The 21,803-nt window shown below is 34.7% G+C and carries 25 protein-coding genes and 1 tRNA gene; 19 read left to right on the top strand and 7 right to left on the bottom strand.

From position 1 onward, the window contains the following. Nucleotides 1-174 precede the first annotated feature (174 nt). Nucleotides 175-768, bottom strand: a complete 594-nt coding sequence (locus ACPF63_RS09910; RefSeq protein WP_180563680.1) for a Crp/Fnr family transcriptional regulator — start codon at nucleotides 766-768, stop codon at nucleotides 175-177. Nucleotides 769-1,701: 933 nt separating this feature from the next. On the opposite strand from ACPF63_RS09910, the gene ACPF63_RS09905 reads away from it, so the two are divergent. Together ACPF63_RS09905 and ACPF63_RS09900 are read left to right on the top strand one after the other, a co-directional pair. After that, a complete protein-coding gene (locus ACPF63_RS09905) occupies nucleotides 1,702-1,857 on the top strand; it encodes a bacteriocin-like protein (protein WP_426482876.1) in 156 nt (51 codons plus the stop codon). A 246-nt stretch (nucleotides 1,858-2,103) separates the two neighbouring features. Continuing rightward, complete coding sequence (locus ACPF63_RS09900; RefSeq protein ID WP_180563681.1) at nucleotides 2,104-2,259, top strand: hypothetical protein; 156 nt, start codon at nucleotides 2,104-2,106, stop codon at nucleotides 2,257-2,259. Between the two features lie 212 nt (nucleotides 2,260-2,471). On the opposite strand, the gene ACPF63_RS09895 is transcribed toward ACPF63_RS09900, so the two are convergent. Next, a complete protein-coding gene (locus ACPF63_RS09895) occupies nucleotides 2,472-3,119 on the bottom strand; it encodes an FMN-dependent NADH-azoreductase (RefSeq protein WP_426482875.1) in 648 nt (215 codons plus the stop codon). 454 nt (nucleotides 3,120-3,573) lie between these two features. On the opposite strand from ACPF63_RS09895, the gene ACPF63_RS09890 reads away from it, so the two are divergent. The 4 genes from ACPF63_RS09890 (at nucleotide 3,574) to ACPF63_RS09875 (ending at nucleotide 6,672) form a co-directional block, all read left to right on the top strand. Then, nucleotides 3,574-3,647: transfer RNA gene (locus tag ACPF63_RS09890), tRNA-Ala, on the top strand. Nucleotides 3,648-4,113: 466 nt separating this feature from the next. Then, nucleotides 4,114-4,914, top strand: a complete 801-nt coding sequence (locus tag ACPF63_RS09885; protein WP_426482874.1) for an HAD family hydrolase — start codon at nucleotides 4,114-4,116, stop codon at nucleotides 4,912-4,914. Between the two features lie 106 nt (nucleotides 4,915-5,020). Next, nucleotides 5,021-5,596 carry a Crp/Fnr family transcriptional regulator gene (locus tag ACPF63_RS09880; protein WP_426482873.1) on the top strand — a complete coding sequence of 192 codons (576 nt, stop codon included), beginning with the start codon at nucleotides 5,021-5,023 and terminating at the stop codon, nucleotides 5,594-5,596. Nucleotides 5,597-5,661: 65 nt separating this feature from the next. Continuing rightward, complete coding sequence (locus ACPF63_RS09875) at nucleotides 5,662-6,672, top strand: NAD-dependent epimerase/dehydratase family protein (RefSeq protein ID WP_426482872.1); 1,011 nt, start codon at nucleotides 5,662-5,664, stop codon at nucleotides 6,670-6,672. A gap of 156 nt (nucleotides 6,673-6,828) precedes the next feature. Here the strand turns inward: ACPF63_RS09875 and ACPF63_RS09870 are convergent, their stop codons facing one another. Both ACPF63_RS09870 and ACPF63_RS09865 read right to left on the bottom strand, forming a co-directional pair. Continuing rightward, complete coding sequence (locus ACPF63_RS09870; protein ID WP_426483212.1) at nucleotides 6,829-7,413, bottom strand: alpha/beta fold hydrolase; 585 nt, start codon at nucleotides 7,411-7,413, stop codon at nucleotides 6,829-6,831. After that, nucleotides 7,407-7,682, bottom strand: coding sequence for a Dps family protein (locus ACPF63_RS09865; RefSeq protein ID WP_426482871.1), 276 nt, complete (start codon nucleotides 7,680-7,682; stop codon nucleotides 7,407-7,409). Before ACPF63_RS09865 ends, ACPF63_RS09870 begins: the two co-directional genes overlap by 7 nt. Nucleotides 7,683-8,255: 573 nt before the next feature. Here ACPF63_RS09865 and arr point away from each other — a divergent pair. Next, complete coding sequence (gene arr, locus ACPF63_RS09860) at nucleotides 8,256-8,690, top strand: NAD(+)--rifampin ADP-ribosyltransferase (protein ID WP_426483211.1); 435 nt, start codon at nucleotides 8,256-8,258, stop codon at nucleotides 8,688-8,690. Between the two features lie 204 nt (nucleotides 8,691-8,894). On the opposite strand, the gene ACPF63_RS09855 is transcribed toward arr, so the two are convergent. Together ACPF63_RS09855 and ACPF63_RS09850 are read right to left on the bottom strand one after the other, a co-directional pair. Next, the gene (locus ACPF63_RS09855; protein ID WP_426482870.1) at nucleotides 8,895-9,359 is read right to left on the bottom strand and encodes a hypothetical protein; all 465 of its coding nucleotides are present in this window, start codon (nucleotides 9,357-9,359) and stop codon (nucleotides 8,895-8,897) included. A 211-nt stretch (nucleotides 9,360-9,570) separates the two neighbouring features. Then, entirely contained in the window at nucleotides 9,571-10,254 is a 684-nt protein-coding gene (locus ACPF63_RS09850; protein ID WP_426482869.1) for a hypothetical protein, read from the bottom strand. A gap of 384 nt (nucleotides 10,255-10,638) precedes the next feature. Between ACPF63_RS09850 and ACPF63_RS09845 the strand changes: the two genes are divergently transcribed. Then, on the top strand, nucleotides 10,639-11,007 hold the full coding sequence (locus tag ACPF63_RS09845; RefSeq protein WP_426482868.1) for a hypothetical protein: 369 nt from the start codon (nucleotides 10,639-10,641) through the stop codon (nucleotides 11,005-11,007). A 39-nt stretch (nucleotides 11,008-11,046) separates the two neighbouring features. Here the strand turns inward: ACPF63_RS09845 and ACPF63_RS09840 are convergent, their stop codons facing one another. Then, nucleotides 11,047-11,685: a hypothetical protein gene (locus tag ACPF63_RS09840; protein ID WP_426482867.1), complete on the bottom strand. Its 639-nt coding sequence runs from the start codon at nucleotides 11,683-11,685 to the stop codon at nucleotides 11,047-11,049. Nucleotides 11,686-11,839: 154 nt separating this feature from the next. Between ACPF63_RS09840 and ACPF63_RS09835 the strand changes: the two genes are divergently transcribed. The 11 genes from ACPF63_RS09835 (at nucleotide 11,840) to hisD (ending at nucleotide 21,722) form a co-directional block, all read left to right on the top strand. Next, on the top strand, nucleotides 11,840-12,412 hold the full coding sequence (locus ACPF63_RS09835; RefSeq protein WP_426482866.1) for a C40 family peptidase: 573 nt from the start codon (nucleotides 11,840-11,842) through the stop codon (nucleotides 12,410-12,412). Between the two features lie 14 nt (nucleotides 12,413-12,426). Then, nucleotides 12,427-12,756, top strand: a complete 330-nt coding sequence (locus ACPF63_RS09830; protein WP_077417682.1) for a LytR/AlgR family response regulator transcription factor — start codon at nucleotides 12,427-12,429, stop codon at nucleotides 12,754-12,756. Nucleotides 12,757-12,864: 108 nt separating this feature from the next. Further along, on the top strand, nucleotides 12,865-13,236 hold the full coding sequence (locus ACPF63_RS09825; protein WP_426482865.1) for a DUF2255 family protein: 372 nt from the start codon (nucleotides 12,865-12,867) through the stop codon (nucleotides 13,234-13,236). A 290-nt stretch (nucleotides 13,237-13,526) separates the two neighbouring features. Continuing rightward, a complete protein-coding gene (locus ACPF63_RS09820; protein WP_426482864.1) occupies nucleotides 13,527-14,138 on the top strand; it encodes a methyltransferase family protein in 612 nt (203 codons plus the stop codon). A gap of 83 nt (nucleotides 14,139-14,221) precedes the next feature. Beyond that, nucleotides 14,222-15,034: a 2,3,4,5-tetrahydropyridine-2,6-dicarboxylate N-succinyltransferase gene (locus ACPF63_RS09815; protein WP_077417676.1), complete on the top strand. Its 813-nt coding sequence runs from the start codon at nucleotides 14,222-14,224 to the stop codon at nucleotides 15,032-15,034. Between the two features lie 29 nt (nucleotides 15,035-15,063). After that, on the top strand, nucleotides 15,064-16,233 hold the full coding sequence (locus tag ACPF63_RS09810) for a glycosyltransferase family 87 protein (RefSeq protein ID WP_426482863.1): 1,170 nt from the start codon (nucleotides 15,064-15,066) through the stop codon (nucleotides 16,231-16,233). A gap of 5 nt (nucleotides 16,234-16,238) precedes the next feature. Then, on the top strand, nucleotides 16,239-17,168 hold the full coding sequence (locus tag ACPF63_RS09805) for a glycosyltransferase family 2 protein (protein ID WP_219072650.1): 930 nt from the start codon (nucleotides 16,239-16,241) through the stop codon (nucleotides 17,166-17,168). A gap of 1 nt (nucleotide 17,169) precedes the next feature. Further along, nucleotides 17,170-17,946, top strand: coding sequence for a polysaccharide deacetylase family protein (locus tag ACPF63_RS09800; protein WP_426482862.1), 777 nt, complete (start codon nucleotides 17,170-17,172; stop codon nucleotides 17,944-17,946). Then, nucleotides 17,943-19,040, top strand: a complete 1,098-nt coding sequence (locus tag ACPF63_RS09795) for a glycosyltransferase family 4 protein (RefSeq protein ID WP_426482861.1) — start codon at nucleotides 17,943-17,945, stop codon at nucleotides 19,038-19,040. Before ACPF63_RS09800 ends, ACPF63_RS09795 begins: the two co-directional genes overlap by 4 nt. 250 nt (nucleotides 19,041-19,290) lie before the next feature. Then, the gene (hisG, locus tag ACPF63_RS09790; RefSeq protein WP_426482860.1) at nucleotides 19,291-20,148 is read left to right on the top strand and encodes an ATP phosphoribosyltransferase; all 858 of its coding nucleotides are present in this window, start codon (nucleotides 19,291-19,293) and stop codon (nucleotides 20,146-20,148) included. 299 nt (nucleotides 20,149-20,447) lie between these two features. Further along, a complete protein-coding gene (gene hisD, locus ACPF63_RS09785) occupies nucleotides 20,448-21,722 on the top strand; it encodes a histidinol dehydrogenase (RefSeq protein WP_426482859.1) in 1,275 nt (424 codons plus the stop codon). The last annotated feature ends 81 nt before the right edge of the window (nucleotides 21,723-21,803 follow it).

Below are 21,803 nucleotides of genomic sequence, written 5' to 3'. Positions count from 1 at the left end.
ACAGGTTCTGAAAATACAAATTTTAATTATGGAAAATCCTGTTGTTCTATCATTGTTTAGCTAACAGCAATTGACTGAAAATAATGCACAAATGTCTTAATATATGTTGAGAGGCATCCTTTTTCAGGGTGCCTCTCAAATTATTTTTATCTGTTATTACTGAACTCCTGATTTTTAATAAAATATCTTCCTGTTCTGAACTTTTATTAAATGTGCATTATGCATTTTTTTTATTGTTCTGATAACTGTTTCCACGCGTAGTCCCGTTAAATTAGCTAACTGCTGTCTGGTGAGGGGAATCTGGAATGAATATTTGTTATTATCATTATTACCCTTCAGATAATCCATTACCGTTTTGAGCTTATTTAAGGGATTCGGTGAGGAAACATTAAATAACATCACATATTTGTAATATAGCCGCTCAGCCAGGCATTTAAACATTTTGGAGGAAACTTCCGGATTTTGTTCCAGTAAGCTGAAGAAATCCGTTTTGGATAATTTGAGAACAGTACAGGTAGTTTTAGCTGTAGCATTGGTAGGATATACCTTTTCATCAAAGAGAAAAGATTCTCCAAAACTTTCTCCGTCATACAAAATGTTTTGAATAAATTCTTTGCCGTCTTCGTGATAATTGTTTAGTTCAACAATACCATTAATAATCTGATAATAAAACTTTGGCAAATTTCCTTCATGAAAAATCGTTTGATTCGCTTCAAAACTTTCATAATTTGCACCGTAGGCTAATAATAAATCTTTACTTATTATCATGTCTTTAAATTTTATAAGTTAATAATGAATTATTTTTAAAAAATTTATAAAACGCACAACAAAAAGCAAACCATATTCAGCAATTTTTGGAAAAAAAATACCACATTTTTTGCTTGCTTTTTTTAATTCCTTCACGACCATCTAGAATAAAAAAATCCCTGCCAGAAGGGATTTGATATATTTTAACATAAGTTTTATGATCTAAGTCATAATGTCAAAACTCATATTTCACTATATTTGGAATAATAAAGCTGACCATGAAATAAGGATAACATAAAAGCTTGTTAAACTAAAATTATTAAAGATTATCAAAGATTATGAAAGACTTATTTTCATTAAAAGGAAAGAGGAAGGAACATATTATGAGGTATTTCAAGAAAAAGATGTACCAATTGATCGAAAAGGGTGACTGGATTACTTTTACAATCAAAAAATGGTACAGGACCATGACTATATCCTGTTTGATATGTAATGATTTAGTTACTTTAATTATTGTGAGAATAAAGATTACTTCATTTTATGAAAAATACACAGTGTTGTAGTGTTATATATACAGCGGTATTCTACGCGTATTAAGTAAAAATGAAATACCACTTGCTCGAAAAAATATTTTGTTCTTCGATGGGCAGGTTGTATGTGATCAAAGGCTCCAGTTTTTTATTCCTCGCTGTTTTCTGTGGAGTAGATGCTATTTAAAAAAGATATAATAAACTAAAACAATCCATCCTATTGGAACATAGCCAAGTGATGATTCCGAATAGTTTTTCAAGCCAATCCGAACTTTGAAATAATAAGCAGTCTATAATTTCTTTCATATTTTTAAGTTACTTTTAATGTATTCTGGTTACGGAAACCCATAACGATTATTTTTTTATGTTAAATCTCTTATTTAGGAATAATTTTTATATTTGATCCTAAACTAAAATCAAAACCATGAAAAATGTAAAGAAAATTTCTAAGGAGAAATTAAGAAGTATTAATGGAGGGCAAAAGGTATGTTTACCGGGACAAAGAGAAATGCATTGCCCTAACAGTCCGATACCACAATGCTACTGGAGAGAAAATACAATGGAATGTCCAGATTTTTAAAATACAATCCCTCATCAAGAGGGATTTTTTTATTATGGGTATTTACTTATGATTTATGAAATGATCTTTATTCCATGCTGAAATATTGATAGTTCATCTTTTACAAGATTCAAATAATAATTCCAACGTTTTTATGATTTTGGTTATTTGATTACACTTATTGTCTATCCATTCACACTTACTAATTGTTTCTTGCCTTGGATTTTGTCCATCTTTAATTTTACAGCCTAATCAAAAATTTTTATTATGAAAAAATTATCAAGAAATGCCTTAAAAACAATTGGAGGAGGCTTTGCATGTAACTGTGGTACCAGATATATTGGAGAATTTGGCTCAATGGAATCTTGTATTTTTGCTTGTAGCGTTATTATTAAAGCGCCATGGGATCCGGAAGTTCATTAAATCATAAAGGTCGGTTATCCGGCCTTTTTATACTCCTACAGCTGGTGTTTATTGGATTCATTTGCTGTTTTATAACGCGTTTTACTGGCAGTCAAAAGGTCACGGGTTCGAATCCCGTATTCTCTATGGAATACATTTTTTTCTAAAAAAACAAAACCCCAGTTTTAAGTGGGGAAAGACTAATAGGGTACTCAGTGATGACAATTTTTTTATTAATGATTAAAATACGTCTGTAAACAGCTATGTAATTCTGCTTTTCCTTTGTCAATAAGTGCTGGTCTATGATTAGATCTTAAATCCAATCCTTCAACACGGATCAACTGAAGTTGGTTTATTCCCATAAAGCTTAATATGGTTCTGACATATTGGGTGGAATGATCTGCATTCACATATCTGAAATCACGGCTGTATTCACTTCCGCTGCACTGCACATACATAATCTTTTTATCGTCGGACAATAAACCTACTGAACCATTTGAAGTGTATTTAAACGTACGCCCTGCAATAAGAATGTTATCAACAAGATCTTTGAACTTTGAAGTGATGTTGAAGTTGTGCAGGGGAGAGTATATGAAAATATAATCAGCCTCAGTCCACTGCTGCAACAGTTTTTCCTGTGCTTTTTGCAAAACCTTTTCCTCTTCATTGGGCGTCTCACTATTTTTTTTCCATAAAGAAAGCAATGTTTCATCTATTCTGGGAATAATGGCCGCAGTACTGTCGTACAAATTAAGAGTATTGATTTCAATGTTTTCAATCTGGGATAAAAATTCCAAGCCATAATCCGATAACTGAACCGTTGCATGGGTGTTATCATTAAAAAGTGGATGGCAGTTTATATGTAAAACCTTTTTTTTCATGTGGTATAAAATAGATTGTTAAAAAATGAATCTCCAGTACTTAATTTCTGTGCGACAAAGTTATAAAGAGAACACTGGAATATACTTAAGCTGGTTTAAGAAAGGAATTTTCTTAAAAAGAAAAACCTCCCGGACATCAGGAGGCAAAAAAATGTATGTTTTCAGAAAATAAATTTCTGGAATTCAAATTTAATTAATGGAGATGCATTAAGCTATGACTGTGATCATAATACTGTTTGGTTTATAGGGAGGAATCACATAAAATAATTTCTCCAGACTTTGGGGGTAAACTAGATATATAGGGGATATTGAGACGTTATTCGATGATTAATAGTGGCTTTTATTGTCTTTGCGCATCATTCTATTTAATTTTAGTTCAATAAAAATTACAAAATAGTTGGAAATATCATTTAAATACTTACTTTTGTACCCGCTTCACAATTAGAGAAGATATGGGGGATTGGCGCAGTTGGCTAGCGCGTTTGACTGGCAGTCAAAAGGTCACGGGTTCGAATCCCGTATTCTCCACTTGGTGTATTTGAAAAAATCTTCAAAATGCGCTAAAAGCTGATTAATCCTGCAAAATTTAATTTTTTTTGCAGAATTTTTTTATCTCCCAATGAACAAAATTTTCAAAGAACTCATAAAAATTGCAGCTATTTCATTTGTTTTATAAACAGTTGAACAAAGCAGTTGACCTGGATGATTTGTAAAGTTTATCACAACTATCAGACAATTATTTTCTGTAATTGATATAGATATCGTAATATAGAATTAACTGTTTTAATAGTATTTTTTAATTTTAATAATCTATCTTTAGCTCTAGATATATAACTGCAAAAAATGGTGTTTTCTTTATGGAATCACGCTAATTGATCTTTTTATTCCTTAAAAGAATTTAAATAAGTTATATGTATTGTTTTATATTCAATTACATTATTTTCTATTAATGAACATCTAAGTTTTATCCTTTATTTGTTCACTGACCTATATTATGGAGTATATTAAATTAATTGTTACTGACATGGACGGAACTTTTCTGAATTCCAGTCATGAAATGAGCCCTGAATTTTCGGATGTTTACAAAGAACTGAAAAAAAGAAATATTTTATTTGTACCGGCAAGCGGAAGGCAGATGCCTGGAATTACCCATTATTTCGGGGATATAGAGAGTGAGATTGGTTTTATTGCTGAAAATGGTGGCTATGTGGTTTATAAAGATCAGGAACTTTTTGCTGATACCCTGGAGTATGAACATATTGTGGAGATCATAAAGACTGTTCGTGAAATACCGGGAGCCAAAGCTGTATTGTCAGCTAAGAAATATGCTTATTATGAAACCGATGATCAGCAGTTCGTGGATTTTTTCTCAAAGTATTATACCCAAAATATGAAAAAAGATGATCTGACGGAAAAAATTGATGATACAGCCTTTAAAATTGCTGTTTATCATCCTGATGGTTCTGAAAAGTATCTTTATCCTGCCCTTAAAAAATTTGAAGCCCTGGGCCTCGAAGTTGTTATTTCCGGAGCGCATTGGCTTGATGTCATGAATAAAGATATCAATAAAGGAAATGCCCTGAAAATACTCCAGAAGTCTCTGGGAATTTCTGCTGAAAACACGATGGCTTTCGGAGATTATATGAACGATATAGAAATGCTGAAGAATGCCAAATATTCCTATGCAATGAAAAATGCCCATCCTAATGTGAAACAGATCGCTAATTTTGAAGCTTCTACTAACGATAGTTTTGGGGTATTGAAAACGATTAAGGATTTCCTGCAATTGAATTAGTTCATCTATAAAAAATAATAATACCAGAACTATATCTTGATGAGAAGTCTTATCCATTACAGAAGTTAAGAGATTTTAGGGTAGAAGTTGTTATTTTTGTCATATTATGCATGATCAGCTGTACCAACTTATTTCGAAAAACGTAAAGCTCTCAGATTCAGATAGAGAGCTGTGTACTCAATATTTCGAACCTGTCTCGTATCTAAAAGATAGAGTAATTGAGGAAGAAGAAAAAATACCACAGTACTTGTATTTTGTGGTTTCTGGTTTTGTCCGGCTTTTCCATTATAATGACAGAGGAGATGAGATAACCACCCATATCAACTGTCCTCCCGGCTTCATTACCTCTTATTCTAACTTTGCCAATCAGAGTAAATCTGATGAGAATCTGGAGTGCATTACTGAATGTGAGCTTTTACGAATTACAAAGGCTGATCTTGATCTGCTTATGCAGCAAAGCCCTGCATTTAAAGACTTTAGTTTTTTAATATTTCAGCAATCATTATCCTACAATGAAAAACGTGCAAAGGAGCTGGCAACGCTTACTGCCGAAAAACGTTATTTAAAGCTGATGGCTCAAAACCCTGAAATTTTACACAATGTCCCTATGCAGTATATTGCTTCTTTTTTAGGGATGAATCCTAAAAGTTTGAGCCGTATCCGAAAACAGATTGTTAAGTAACATTTGTGAAGTGATTTTGAATGGGCAAGACTGAACTTTGCAGTATCATTTAAAATCAAAAAGATATGACAAGCAGAAACTTAGTATTGGTGTCAGGAGCCAATGGACATTTGGGCAACAACCTTGTAAGGTTACTCATCAATAAAGGATTTCAGGTCCGGGCATCTGTCCGCAACATCAAAAATAGAGAATGTTTCAAGGATTTAGACTGCGAAGTAGTACAGGCTGATATTACGGACAAAGTTTCATTTATTAAGGCTCTTCAAGGTGTTCATACGTTTTATGCTGTAGGAGCTTCATTCAAATTGTGGGCAAAAGATCCTAAAAAGGAAATCTACGACGTAAATATAAATGGAACCCGGAATACTATTCAAGCCGCTGCTGAAGCGGGTGTAAAAAGAATTGTCTATGTAAGTTCTATTGCGGCTTTAGATTACACCAATCTCCCTACTAAAGAAAGCAATGGGTATAATCCAGACCGCCGGGATATGTATTATAATTCCAAAAACGATGGTGAAAAACTGGCCTTTCAACTTGCCAAAGAATTAGGAATAGAACTGGTATCCGTAATGCCTGGTGCGATGATAGGCGGTGAGGCATTTCTTCCTTTGAATGTCTCTTATGGTGTACTGAAGCTAATTTTAAATAAGCAAATTCCAATGGATACCAAAATAACACTTAATTGGATAGATGTAAAAGATGTCGCCGAAGGATGCTATCTTGCTGCACAAAAAGGGCGCTCAGGGGAACGATATATTTTAGCTCATGAAAAATGCATGACTATTACCGACACGACCAAATTGGCTCAGAAACTTTATCCGGAATTGAAAATCAAAATACCAGGCTCTGTTCCTAAGTTTATACTATATGCAATTGCAGGGTTAATGGAATTTTCAGCTAAAATAACTGGAAAACCTCCGTTATTAACTACAAAAGAGATTGCAATGTTTTCGGGATTACAACAGAACTTTGATATATCTAAATCCAGAAATGAACTAGGCTTTTATCCAAAAAATTCTGAGCAAACAGTGAAGGAAGCTTTCTCTTTTCTCATGGAAAATAAGAATTTGTTGTAAATGATTAGTTTGCATGACAGTTAGTAAGATATTCTGTACATAAAATAGGAAGCAGATTGCGAGCAAAGACAGTAAATAAAAAATGGCTGTCATCAGCCAGCCATTTTTTGCTTAAGACTTCCAATTCTGTGGTCATCCTCAGTAATATCTGTTTTTTTAAGATATGATAAACTCCAGGATATCTTTGTTAATTGTTTCATGTTCTGTAGTTGGCATACCGTGAGGGAAACCGGGATAAGTGATCAATTTTCCGTTTTTCAGTAATTTGGCTGATTTTATCGCTGAGTTTTCAATCGGTACAATCTGGTCATCTTCTCCGTGAAGAACTAAAACAGGAATATCAACAGCTTTTAAATCTTCGGTTAAATCTGTTTCAGAAAAGGCTTTAATTCCGTCATAATGTGCTACGATACCACCCATCATTCCTTGTCTCCACCAGTTTCTCTGAATACCTTCTTTGACGTTGGCACCCTCTCTGTTATAACCGTAGAAAGGAAATGTTAAATCAATATAAAACTGGTTTCTGTTGTTTAGGGTCTGATCTCTGATATTGTCGAAAACTTCAATCGGAACACCATCAGGATTGTTCTCACTCTGAACCATTACCGGTGGAATAGCACTGATCAGAACCGCTTTTTTAGCCCTTCCATTGGAATATGTATTGACATAACGAATGACTTCACCACCGCCTGTAGAATGCCCAATGTGAATTACATCTTTTAAATCAAGAAATTCTACCAGTTCAGCGGCATCAGAAGCATATTGCTCAATGGTATGGGAGCATAATGTCCTATTTTGCGCATACGTTCTGCAACGCTGTCAATAAGTTCATCCAGTTGTTTATATTGCTTTTCGAAAAAAATGTGGTTGGCGTGGAAGTTTTCTCCGGTCACATTCCAGTGTGCATTTCTTGTTTTGGTGTACAGTAGAAATTCGTCAGCTAATAATTTTGCCAATTGTTCTGCAACAGCTTCTGTGTTTTTTTCTGTAATTCCGATTTTTGTTTTCATAATAATGGTATTTATAGTTGAGTATTATTGCTCTTTTTCTGATGTAAAGGTCATTCATAATCCACTAAAACGGCAGCGGTTTTCGATAAACGGGCATAAACAATCGTTGAAAAGTCCTGTTTTTTCAGATGAGACATTGATGTGGAGTAATACAGTTCTTTTTTAATAAAATAATTTCATCGAATTGGAGATCAGCCTTATTGTATTTTGCATAAATTTGCTCAGAAACAATACAATACTTCGGAAATAATTAAAAAATTGACCATGGAATTTTCACCTTTTAATAATGTCATCAAACTTTGTCTTCAGGGAATGAATATGGAAGATAAGAACATGCCTGAAGAAGCAGGAAGACTGTTTTTACAAGCCTGGGATAAAGCTGCGGATGATCATGAAAAATTTCTGGCAGCTCATTATGTATCACGTCATCAAAAAATACCTGCTGATCGTTTGAAGTGGCTTGAAACCTCTCTGGAATTTGCTTTAAAAATAAATGATGATACGGTTAAAAGTGCCTTGCCTTCTCTTTATTTGAATATTTCCAGATGCTATGAGAATTTAGGAGATTTGGAAATGTCAAAAAAGAATGCTGAACAGGCATTGTTATTACAAAATCATCCTTCTGATAAAGGACCTTTTTACCATGGAACAAAAGCCGATCTACAGGTTGGAGATCTACTGATGGCAGGCGGAATCTCAAATTATAAGTCCGAATTAAAAATGAATCATATCTATTTCACAGCCTTAATTAACGGAGCTGGGCTTGCTGCTGCTTTAGCAAAAGGCGATGGAGTAGAGCGTGTATATGTTGTGGAGCCAACAGGGATCTATGAAAATGATCCCAATGTAACAGACAAGAAATTCCCGGGAAATCCGACCCGTTCTTACCGTTCCGAAATGCCTTTAAAAATTAGTGGAGAGGTTAAAGAATGGGCAAAACCTAACCCCGAAGATCTTCAAAGGTTTCGTGAAAAATTAGATGACAGCAAAGGAGAGATCATCGATTAAATATATTATTTACCTTCTTGCAATCTTTTCAATCTCTATCTGTATTAATGTATAGATATAAAATAATAGCAGCAATAAAAATATCTGATTATGATTGTACGCATAAAGGGCAGTATTAATATTTCATACATTTGGGATAAGTTTTTCATTCATCCAATAGTTTAGCCTCCAGATGGGGCTTTTCTGTTGGGTAATTTCAGCAAATTAATTGATCTGACGACGGATCGCTTGATATTGTTCTGTAAATAGTTCCGGTGCGGTCTTCATTTCCAACAATGATAAGATTCTATTGAAATTTCCTTTTAAATAAAAACCTCTATGGAGTTCCAGTGATTTTTTGCCATAATATACAGTACAGACTGGAGTTTGATATTTCCCAACTATTTTCATATCTATTCCTGTAATGTCAGTCCAGAGAAATTGATGCCGTTTCAGACCTCCAGTAAATCGGATATTTGTATTTGAAATAATTAATTTTAGTCGGGTATACATTAACATACTCACAGCAATCAGCAAAAGTATAGGTACCAGAAAAATAATCTCCTTTGGAAGGTCTTTCTGCATGAGAAGGCCAAATCCGGTCACAATTAAGAGAGGTCCGAAAAAATAACAGATTATTTTTAACCATTGCGGTGAGGAAAAAATTTCTTCAGTTAGTATCTGTTTCATAGTATAATAGTACGATTTTTAAGTGATGTATTCTGTTTTCGTTCAAACAAAAATAGGATGATTATCTACAGCTTAAAACAAGAATTATTAAAGTCTTTGATTAAAACATGAAAGTTAAAGTTATTAAACTAAATGGAAATGTTTGATTCTTAGATAAAAAAACAGCCACAATTGAATTGTAGCTGCCTCTTTTGAAATCAAATATCGACTATTATAAAGATCTGGAACGAGCAATGTTGATGAGATACACAAGATGTGCAAACATGTTTCGTTTCACAGACTCTACTTTTATATCTCCGGTGGTCTGGTTAATCGTTGTTACAAGATCTGTATTACATTGACCATTGAAGTTACCGCTTCCTAAATAGTTTACATTATTAGCTGTTGGGTAGGAGATTCTTGGATAATCCGGTGCAACCTGGTTGGCAACAGCAGTTGTTCCGCTGAATCCTTTATTATCAACATATCGGGCTGTCCAGGTTCCTAAAAACTGTCCGTTACCCGTATTGATGCTCTGTCCCACAATAATTTGGGTGTCTACAGGATTGGTAAATCCGGAACAGGAGGTATAGTGATTTAAAGAAACGGTGCAGGAAGAAGCGTTATCAGTCGGTTGAAAGCATTTTCCTTCATAGATGGTCAGCCTTTGTTCAGTGGAAGAAGTAGACGTGTTCAATAAAGCTTTCGGAGCAAAAATTTCTTCAGGAGATATAAGGGTTAAAACTCCTTGTGCATCCGCAGCAACAATTTTTTTTTCAGCATTTGAAAGTCCTCTTACTCTTACCAGACCATTGACATCTAGTGTATGAGAAGGAGTAGCTGTATTAATCCCAACCTGTGCTGTTAAACTCCCGCCAATAGCAAGTGCTGCCAAAAAGAATGTTTTTGTTTTCATGTTATTATTTGAAAAGGTTAAATTTTTCACGAATATAGGAAATAACTTTAAAACTGGTGTAGAAATCGTTTAAAATCTAATATAAAGTAATTGTAAACAGATATTGAATAAAATAATATCAAATTTCAGATAGCGTTTTTTAAATAACTCAAAGCTGATACACCTTGTATTTGTTTGAAAAATATTTGTATTTTAGCCAAAATATGTTGTTTTTTAATAAACATATTGGGTGCTAATTAAAATTCAGATAATTTGAATGAAAAAATTAGTAGATTTGCACGGAACAAAAAAATAATAAATATTAAGCACTATTCTCTGTGACGGAATTTTTAGGAGGGAAGTACATTGAGAATAACAGGATTTTAGGTTAAAACTACTGAAACTATGAAGAAACTTTTTTTACTTTTATTAACGGCGTTTTTATTTATCGGCTGCAGCTCTGATGATGATACTATCTATGATTATGTAGGAACATGGTCAGGTTCTTATGAAGGAAATGATAAAGGAGTTTGGAACTTCGTGGTAGATGAGAGTGGTAAAGTGGTAGGAACAATGCATTCCGATGTTAATAATGAAAACTACAGTATTTCCGGGAATTTAAGTGAGACAGGAGATCTTAACGCAAGAGTAGGACTTCCTTCACAAGGAGATTTCAAAGGAACGTTAACGACGGAAAAAAAAGGAAACGGAAACTGGTCCAACTCACTTCCTACACCTGCACAGTCAGGAATCTGGAAAGGAGAGAAAAAATAAAACAAGAAAGTCTGCAGAATCTACTGCAGACTTTTTTATTTAAACAAATCCCATGTGGGTAATCTCATCGTGATCATTCTTCAGGATCATAAAATAAAGGAGAACATCATTTTCTGAAAAATATTTTTTAAAAGGCCTTTGCTGTTGCTGATTCCAGCTGATTATTTCTTCAGCATATTCTGTGCTGTAATTTTCAGAATCTAATTTTATAGTCATAATGACGGCTTTATCAGCACTACAATCTTCACTTTGATAGAGGATCTGATCCTCAATTCTGATACAATCCGAAATATTAGGGAAAGTACCCAGCTGAAATTCTCTCAGAAGCTTTTTCCCTTCTTCAGTCTTTAATCCATTTTCAACCGTTCGTTTTCCCCTTCCGGAAATCATATCCAGGTCTTTGATCGTTGTCATAACCTTTGCGAACTTCTGGTAGAGGAGGGGATCACCTGCTTCCTTGATATAGACTTCCAGGGTATTCCTTATAATCTTTCCAATTTTGGAGCAATGCCCGAATTCCGAACTGTTCTGCCGGACTTTCTCATACGACGGATCCTTTTTAAAAGCCGCTTTATTGAACCCGCTTTTCTTCCGAACCACATTTTTGCCGTTCAGAGTATAAAATACAAGGTCGCCTACAGCCCCTGTGATCTTGATGAGACTTTCATATGTTGCCATATATTCAAAATAGAGATCAAATATACCAATAAATACTTGAAATCAAAATTTTAACATATATTTATAATATAGTTGTAGTATAGTTATATTATAATTAAAATATAAAATGTATATTTGTGGAAGAATTACTTAACCGAGTATAAATCAGAAGAATATGGGATTGGGGTTATTTGAACTAAAAATAAGAATAAAGCAGTGGTCTGTTTTACTGATTGCTTCTGCTTTTGTAGTGTCATGCGGATCATCGAAAAGTGTTTCCGGCAATAAAAAATCAAATACGAAAACAGTTGCAAAATCTGAAAATCTTAGAAAACTGGATTCAAAATTTGACGGAAATGTATCCAGATCAATTAATGATATTCTGAAAGATGCTGAAAAATATATCGGAACACCCTATAAATTCGGAGGAAATACATCATCAGGATTCGACTGTTCCGGGTTTACCGTAAAAGTATTTGAAGAAAATGATTTTAACCTTCCAAGAAGATCTTCTGACCAGGCTGAAGCTGGAAAAAATATTGATATCAGAGACGTAAAACCTGGGGATCTTTTGTTTTTTGCAACAGCAGGAGGAAGCAGAGTGTCTCATGTAGGCATCGTCCATGATATTGGCCCAGATGGAGAAGTAAAGTTCATTCATGCTTCTACCTCAAAAGGAGTAATGATTTCATCTCTGAACGAAAAATACTGGAATAAAGCATACCTTCATGCCCAAAGAGTTCTGTAAAAATATCTTTTAAAATGATAGAGAACCGGACATTTGCCTTCATTAAAACAGATAAAAAGCTGGTTAAGCTTTTCTTTAAAGATATTAATGTCATCAAGGGACTCGGAAATTATGTAGAAGTTCATACCGTAGACCATAAAAGATATATTTACTACAAAACACTTAAAGACCTTATTGCAACCCTTCCGGAAGAATTTATGCGGGTTCACAATTCATACATTGTCAATCTTACCAATATAGAATCTTTTGAAGACAATCACCTCATATGCGGCGAATTGAAAATTACCGTGGCCAAAAGTTATAAAGAATGTCTCCATTCTGCGCTCGGTAAAATGATGCTTTAAAATTCATCAACATCAGAAAAAGAGTCATCTGCATTCTATTTCTTACCCCATACATAAAAAAGTTTTTATTCCTGTTTTCTTATTCTAGTTTTACCAAAAACTTATATAATGAATAAAGACAGTGCATTAGATTACATTCAAAACAATTCAATTATCGGAGTAAAAGGAGGACTTCAAAGACCGGACTTTCTGGAAATTTGGATGGTTGTTGTCCAGAACAGAGTATTTGCAAGATCATGGGGTCTCGCCAAAAGAAGCTGGTACAATACATTTTTAGAAAACCCGATAGGAGAGATCCAATGTGGTAAAACTATTTATTCCATAAAAGCGCTCATCCCACAAGATATCAATGATCTTACTGAGGAAATTAATGAAGCGTATTTAACAAAATACAATACCGGTCACAATATCCCATATTCACAGGGAATTATTCAGGAAAAACATGTTGCCAGAACAATGGAGTTCGTTATTCTGGATTAAATAGATTTAAAAATGGTGTAATTCTCCTCAAAAATAGTAGATAAAGCATTCAATAGGAACGGGCTTTAGCCCGTTCAATAAAAGATCAAAAAATCAACTGGTTTTAGCCAAAACTTATAACAATATTTTTTAACCACCCCGTCAAAAATTCTTTGAATTTTCGCCATCCCTCCAGTGGAGGGGAATTTCTAGGTTTCCAATTGGAAATTTCTGCAATCCTAATAAAGTTCCTGTCATTGCAATAGCATTGCACCACGAAACTCAGGAAATTTGTCCAAAACTATTATCATATGGCAGATTTTATCAGATTCTTTATTCCTTTATACTTCATACTTTTCTTTGCTGTTTCCTTTGTAGGTATCAGCTACAAAGTGGCAAAACAGATTGGTAAAAGCCCAAATGTTCTGCCCAGGGACGATTCTGCATATGGGCTTGTAGGGCTGTATTTTAAGATCGTTTTGTTCGCACTGTTTATGTATGTAATACTTCTTTCATTTTTTTATAACGATATTTCTTCTGCTTTTAAAATCAATTTTCTGGAGAATATTACCATTCAATTTACAGGATTTATTTTAATGATTCTGGCTTTAATTTGGGTGATCACAGCTCAGCTTCAAATGAAAAACTCCTGGCGGATCGGAATTGATAATACAATAAAAACAGAGTTGGTAACTCGAGGACTGTTCAGGTTTTCCAGGAATCCTATATTTCTGGGAATGACGGTAAGCCTTGTTGGTTTTTTCCTTGTTATCCCAACTGTCATTGCTCTGACTTTCCTTTTGATCGGAAGTATTTTGATGCAGATCCAGATACGCCTTGAAGAGGAGTATTTGATGAAAGTACACGGACAAAATTACCTGATCTATAAAAATAGGGTTAAACGTATGTTGAGCCTTTATTAAAAGCATAACGTTAAAAACCGTTTTGCTGAACTTTTTTGTATCTTTGGCCGGTATAATTTTTCAAACTAATTTAAATAAGAAACATGTCGTTACAACAAACTATTGAAAATATTTGGGATAATAGAGAACTATTACAAAATGAAGACAGCCAGAAGGCGATCAGAGAGGTTATTTCTTTAGTTGATAAAGGTGAACTTCGTACTGCTGAACCTACAGAAAACGGATGGCAGGTAAATGAATGGGTGAAAAAAGCCGTCGTAATGTATTTCCCGATCCAAAAAATGGAAACTATTGAAGTAGGTCCGTTTGAATTTCATGATAAAATGCCTTTGAAAAGAAACTATGCTGAAAAAGGGGTGAGAGTTGTACCACATGCAGTGGCAAGAGAAGGAGCTTATATTGCTCCGGGAGTTATTTTAATGCCGTCTTACGTAAATATTGGAGCTTATGTAGACTCTGGAACGATGGTAGATACTTGGGCTACAGTAGGAAGCTGTGCACAGATTGGTAAAAATGTTCACCTGAGTGGTGGTGTAGGTATCGGTGGAGTATTGGAGCCGTTACAGGCGGCCCCGGTAATCATTGAAGATGACTGCTTTATCGGTTCAAGATGTATCGTTGTAGAAGGAGTTCATGTAGAAAAAGAAGCAGTATTGGGTGCAAACGTAGTATTGACAGCTTCTACAAAAATTATTGATGTTACAGGAGATACCCCTATCGAAATCAAAGGAAGAGTTCCTGCACGTTCAGTAGTAATTCCTGGAAGCTATACGAAACAATATCCGGCTGGAGAATATCAGGTTCCATGTGCATTGATCATTGGTCAGAGAAAAGAATCTACAGACAAGAAAACATCTCTGAATGATGCATTGAGAGAGAATAATGTAGCAGTTTAAGATTAATATTGTAAGCTAATACCACAATCTTGAAAGAAAAATTCCTTAAAATACTATTAAACCCTAAATATATATTTGGGGTTTATCTTATTATATCGGTTGTTACAGCCATTTCCAAATACCTGAGAGGAGATTATGCGATCAATAACTATCTGATTTTTAAAAATGTATTCTTTAATACCATTCATCAGAAAAATTTATTTATCCATTATCCCGATCTTTATTTTGATTTAAACCATTATGGCGTATTTTTCAGTGCATTGATTGCACCGTTTGCCATGATGCCGGATTGGCTCGGAATTTCACTATGGAATATTGGCAATACTTTTATCTTTATCTATGGTATTTATAAGCTGCCGTTTTCAGACAGCAAAAAAGCAATTTTCGGACTGCTTTGTCTTCAGGAATACATTACAGCAGCTTTAAGTTTGCAGTTCAATGTAGCACTGACAGGCCTTTTGCTGTTATCTGCAGTATACATTTACGAAAGAAAAGAAGTGAAGTCTGTAACTGCAATTTTAATAGGAATATTTGTGAAAATCTACGGAATTGTAGGGCTGACACAGTTTTTCTTCATTAAAAATAAAGTCAAATTTATTCTTTCAGGAGTAGCCATCGCGGTATTGTTTTTCGTACTTCCAATGGCGTATTCAAGCCCACAATTTGTTATTCAGTGCTATTCAGACTGGTTTCAGTCTATTGTAGAAAAGAACAGTGAAAATCAGGTGTTGGGGAATATGCAGGATATCTCTCTGATGGGCTTTGTAAGAAGAGTTTTAGGAGATGCTTCTATCTCCAATCTTGTGTTTTTAGCAGGTGGATTGCCACTTTTTGCTTTACCTTATATCAGAATTAAGCAATACAAACACTATGCTTTCCAACTGATGATTCTGGCTTCAACCTTATTATTTTTAGTATTGTTCAGCTCCAGTTCAGAATCTCCAACCTATATTATTGCGGTTGTAGGAGTTCTGATATGGTTTTTCCTTCAGAAAGAAAGAACACCTCTTATTATAGGATTGCTTGTTTTTGTTATTATTTTTACTTGTTTTTCCACTTCCGATCTATTCCCGAAATTTGTAAAAGAAAACTATATCATCAAATATTCATTAAAAGCTGTACCTTGTATTGTGATCTGGTTGAGAGTAACTTATGAACTCCTTACTAAAGATTTTGAGAAAAATTACAGCCTGAATTAATAAATATGAAGAAAATTTCAATTGTAATTCCCGCCTATAACGAAGAAGGAAATGTCGCTATGATCCATCAGAAAATTAAAGAAGTTTTTGATGGCTTACATAATTACGACTTTGAAATCATATTTGTAAATGATGGCAGCAGAGACAATACACAACAAAAATTAGAAGAACTTTCCAACCAATATGATGAAGTGAAATTCATTGAGTTTTCGAGAAATTTCGGACATCAGCCAGCCGTAAAAGCAGGAATGGATAACGCTCAGGGAAATGCCGTTATTTCGATGGACGGAGACCTGCAGCATCCGCCAGAGCTTATTCCGGAAATGATTCAGAAATGGGAAGAAGGTTATGATGTAGTTTTTACTTTCAGAACTTATCCTAAAGAGATATCCTTTTTTAAAAGAAAAACATCAGACATATTTTACAAGCTTTTATCAAGTCTGTCAGACGTTAATTTGACGAAAGGAGGCGGCTCAGATTTCAGATTACTGGATGCGAGGGCAGTGGAAGTGATGAGAAACTTTAATGAAGATGATTTATTCCTCAGAGGACTGACAAGCTGGATGGGTTTCAAACAAACAGGAATTGATTTTACCGCAGCGGAAAGACTTTCAGGAAAAAGCAGCTACAATCTTAAGAAAATGTTCACTTTTGCCTTTACGGGAATCACAGCTTTCAGTGTAAAACCATTGTATTTGGCAGCTTATCTAGGGTTTTTATTTTCAGCACTTTCAGTAATCGGATATGGCACCTATGTGGTTCATTCTTTCATTGCAAAGACGGAGATCTCTGGTTGGGCATCATTGATTATGACCATTGTTTTCTTCGGAGGACTTCAGCTGATCATCCTCGGAATTATGGGAATTTATTTAGGTAAAATATTTAAACAGGTAAAAGACAGACCTAATTATATTATTAAAAACAAAAAATTTTAGAATGGTTTTATTGAGTTTTGATATTGAAGAATTTGATATGCCATTAGAATATAAGGGTGAAATTCCCTTTGAAAAGCAGATTTCAATTTCACAGACAGGATTAGAGAGAATACTTGACATCCTTAAAAAACATAATGCCAAAGCTACTTTTTTTTCCACAGTAGTTTTTGCAGAAAACAGCAGACACCTTATTGAAAGGTTATTAAATGAAGGCCATGAACTGGCTTCTCACACATGGTTTCATTCAGAATTTGAAAACAAACACCTGAAGGAATCAAGAGAAAAACTGGAAGAACTATTTTCCACAAAGGTGACAGGATTAAGAATGCCGAGAATGATGCCTGTAGATGAAAAAGAAGTAGAAAGAGCAGGGTATTCATACAATTCATCCATCAACCCTACGTTTTTGCCGGGAAGATATAATAATTTAAAAGTATCCAGAACCTATTTTAAGGAAGGAAATGTTACCCAGGTTCCGGCCTCTGTATCACCAAACTTCAGAATTCCTTTGTTTTGGCTGAGTTTTCACAACTTTCCGTTATCTTTCTATAAAAAGCTGGCTTCAGATACCTTGAAAAAGGACCATTATCTTAATATTTATTTCCATCCATGGGAATTTGCGGAAATCAAAGATGAAGCTTTTAAACTTCCTGGATTTACTGTAAAAAACTCAGGAAAAGATATGGTAGAAAGATTTGATTCGTTTGTAGGCTGGCTAAAACAAAAAGGACATACATTCGGTACATTCCAGGAATTCCAAAAACAGATACAACGATGAAGATTGCCTTTGATGCAAAACGGTTTTTCCACAATACCTCAGGTCTGGGAAATTACTCAAGAGATCTTGTAAGAATTCTCTCCGAATACAAACCGGATAACGAATATCTGTTACTCAACAAAAATAAATCGGAGAGAGGGAAAGGTATTCTGGAACGCCCTAATGTTCAATTTATTGAAACCTCAAAAGGGAACTTTTCACGTCAGTTGAAAATGGGTAAAGATGCCCAAAAACAAGAAGCTGATATTTTCCATGGATTATCTGGCGAACTTCCTTTAAAATGGGATTCAAGACCTATTAAAAAGGTCGTTACCATTCATGATCTTATCTTTGTAAGATATCCGCAGTATTATTCTTTTTTTGACAGGAAAATCCATTTCTGGAAATTTAAAAAAGCGGCTGATATGGCTGATAAAATCATCGCTATTTCAGAACAGACCAAAAGAGATATTATTCAGTATTTAAAAGTTCCTGAGACAAAGATTGAAGTTATTTATCAGGGATGTCATCATGCTTTTAAAGAACAGCAGTCTCCGGAACTGATGCAGGTTGTAAAAGAAAAATTTAAGCTTCCGGAAAAGTTTATACTTAATGTTGGAACCATCGAAGAGCGCAAAAATCTTTTGAATGTTGTAAAAGCAGTCAACGGTACGGAAATTCCTCTTGTAGTTGTGGGACGAAAGACCAAATATTATCAGAAAATAGAACGTTTCCTGAAAAAAAGCAAAATGGAAAAGCAAGTGCTCTTCCTTGAAGGAGTTTCTATGGACGAGCTGGCTTGTCTTTATAAACTGGCAGATATTTTTGTCTATCCGAGTTTCTTTGAAGGCTTTGGAATCCCTGTGATTGAGGCGCTTTTTTCTAAAACTGTTGTCGTTACCAGCAATACAAGCTGTCTGCCGGAAGCCGGAGGAAAAGACTCTGTGTATGTGAATCCGGATAATGATCTTGATATCATGGCTAAACTAAAATTTCTCTGGGAAAATGAATCCGAGAGAAAACGCCGTGAGGAAAAGGGTTTCGAGTTTGTTCAGATGTTTAATGACGAACCCATTGCAAAAGAGCTGATGAATTTTTATCAAAAATTGATCTGAAAAAACTTTGCATTTTAAAAATAAATCCTACATTTGCATCATAATTCAATACAATGAAACCAGTATTTTTAGCATTACATCATTACTATCATCATCTCTGTTAGGCGGAATTGATTGATATAAGTTTGTGCTAAAATCAAAAAATAATTAAAACCGTCTGAGTAAATAGACGGTTTTTTTGTTTCCTGAATTCTCCTCAGAAATTTCAATAGATCAGTTTTTATTTACTCGGACCCCAAAAAAAGGCAAAATGAGTAAATTAAAAATTGCAATCCAAAAAAGCGGCCGGCTTTACGAAGAATCTCTACAGCTTCTCAAAGACTGCGGAATCTTTGTCAACAATGGTAAAGACCAACTCAAAGTTTCAGTAGATAATTTTCCGATGGAAATCATGTATCTTCGGAATTCAGACATCCCGCAATATCTGGAAGATGGAGTGGTAGATGTTGCTATTCTTGGCGAAAATCTCCTGATTGAAAAAGGTAAAAATATCACCACAATCCAGAAACTTGGATTTTCAAAATGCCGTGTTTCACTGGCTGTTCCCAAAGAAGTAGAGACCGACGAAATTTCTTATTTTCAGGGTAAAAAAATTGCTACCTCTTATCCTAATACTCTCAAAAGCTTTTTAGAAAAAAAAGGAATTGTATCAGACATTCACGTTATTTCAGGTTCTGTGGAAATTGCCCCTAATATTGGTCTGGCAGATGGAATATGTGATATTGTAAGTTCCGGAAGTACCTTATTTAAAAACGGATTAAGAGAAACCGTTACTTTGCTGAAATCGGAGGCTGTTTTGGCTCAAACGCCTCAGTTGTCAACTGAAAAAGAAGCCATTCTTGAAAAATTCGTATTCAGAATTGAAGCCGTTTTAAAAGCAAAAAATTCAAAATACATTCTGATGAATGTTCCCAACGAAAAAATCCAGAAAGTCGCTGAAGTTCTTCCCGTATTAAAGAGTCCTACAGTCATTCCATTGGCAGAAGAAGGCTGGAGCAGTATTCATTCTGTTATTGATGAAGTGCGTTTCTGGGAAGTGATTGATGAACTGAAAGCCAATGGAGCACAGGATATTTTAATCATCCCGATTGATAAAATGGTTATTTAATATATATTGACTATTAATATGGTTAATATTGGTTAACGCAAAGGCGCAATGAAAGTGAAATTAATACTGTTTTAAGGCGCAAAGGTTTTATCTGCGATAAAATTGAATGCTGCTTTAAGTAAAAAATATAATTCAAACACTTGCTGAAAATCTAAGATTTTCTTGCGCCTTAAAAAAGTAAAAGATAAAAAAAAACTTTGCGTCTTTGCGTTTATCAAAAAAATAGCTTCAGTTAATATTTATGAAAATCAATAACTTATAAGTGACTTAATGGTTTGAAAAACTTTCAAAATAATACAATGAAAATATACAGATATCCCACAAAAAATACCTGGACAGATTTAGTAAAACGCCCGGTTCTTGAGCAGAAAGAGATTTCAGGTTTGATTACAGAAATATTCACGGAAGTTGAAAAAAACGGAGATAAAGCTTTAATAGAATTCAACAGAAAGTTTGATAAAGCAGAAACGGTAACTATTAAAGTATCTGATGCAGAAATTCAGGATGCTGAAAAACAGATAAGTGATGAACTGAAACAGGCAATTCAGCAGGCAAAAGAAAATATTTCAAGATTTCACGCTTCTCAAAAACAGGATATTCAAAAAATAGAGACGACGAAAGGAGTAATTTGCTGGCGCGAAAACCGTGCTGTAGAGAGAGTAGGGATTTATATTCCCGGAGGAACTGCTCCTTTATTTTCTACAGTACTGATGCTGGCGGTGCCTGCAAACCTGGCGGGTTGTAAAGAAATCATTCTGTGTACACCACCGGATAAAAATGGAAATATTAATCCTGCGATTCTGTATGCAGCAAAGCTTTGCGGAATTTCAAAAATCTTTAAAACAGGTGGCGCTCAGGCTGTAGCAGCTATGACTTTAGGTACAGAAAGTATTCCTGCGGTGTATAAAATTTTCGGTCCGGGAAATCAGTTTGTTGTAGCTGCCAAAGAATATGCTCAGCGTTACGGAGTCGCCATCGATATGCCTGCAGGTCCGAGTGAAGTTCTTGTCATAGCAGATGAACAGGCTGTTCCTGAGTTTTGTGCTTCCGATCTTCTTTCACAGGCAGAACACGGAAGTGATAGCCAGGTTGTTTTTATTACTACAGATCTTAAAGTGTTTAAAGAGACGATAGAGGCTGTTGAGCAGCAAATCAAAGACTTACCCAGAAATGAATTTGCAGGTCAGGCTTTAGAAAACAGCTCTTTTATTGTAGTAAATTCGTTGGAAGAAGCTCTTGAATTCAGTAATCTTTATGCTCCGGAACACCTTATTCTTGCCATTGATGATTTTGAAAAATATATTCCGGAGGTTCAGAATGCAGGTTCCGTTTTCCTTGGTAACTATTCTTGTGAAAGTGCAGGAGATTATGCCAGCGGAACCAATCACACACTTCCTACCAATGCTTATGCAAAAAATTACAGTGGCGTATCGCTGGATAGCTTTGTAAAGAAAATAACATTTCAGCAGCTTTCAAAAGAAGGTCTTCAGAATCTAGGAAAAACAATAGAACTCATGGCAGAAGCAGAAGGCCTGTTTGCCCACAAAAATGCAGTATCCATAAGATTAAAATAATAAACGTTGGAAAACGCAAAATAATACTCATGCCTTTGCTGAAAATCTTAGATTTTCTTACGTCTAAAAAAAATGTATGAA

This window comes from Chryseobacterium sp. R2ACT005 (assembly GCF_049949215.1).
In the GTDB taxonomy this organism is placed as follows: Bacteria; Bacteroidota; Bacteroidia; order Flavobacteriales; family Weeksellaceae; genus Chryseobacterium.
This window is presented reverse-complemented; position numbering and strand designations above follow the sequence as displayed.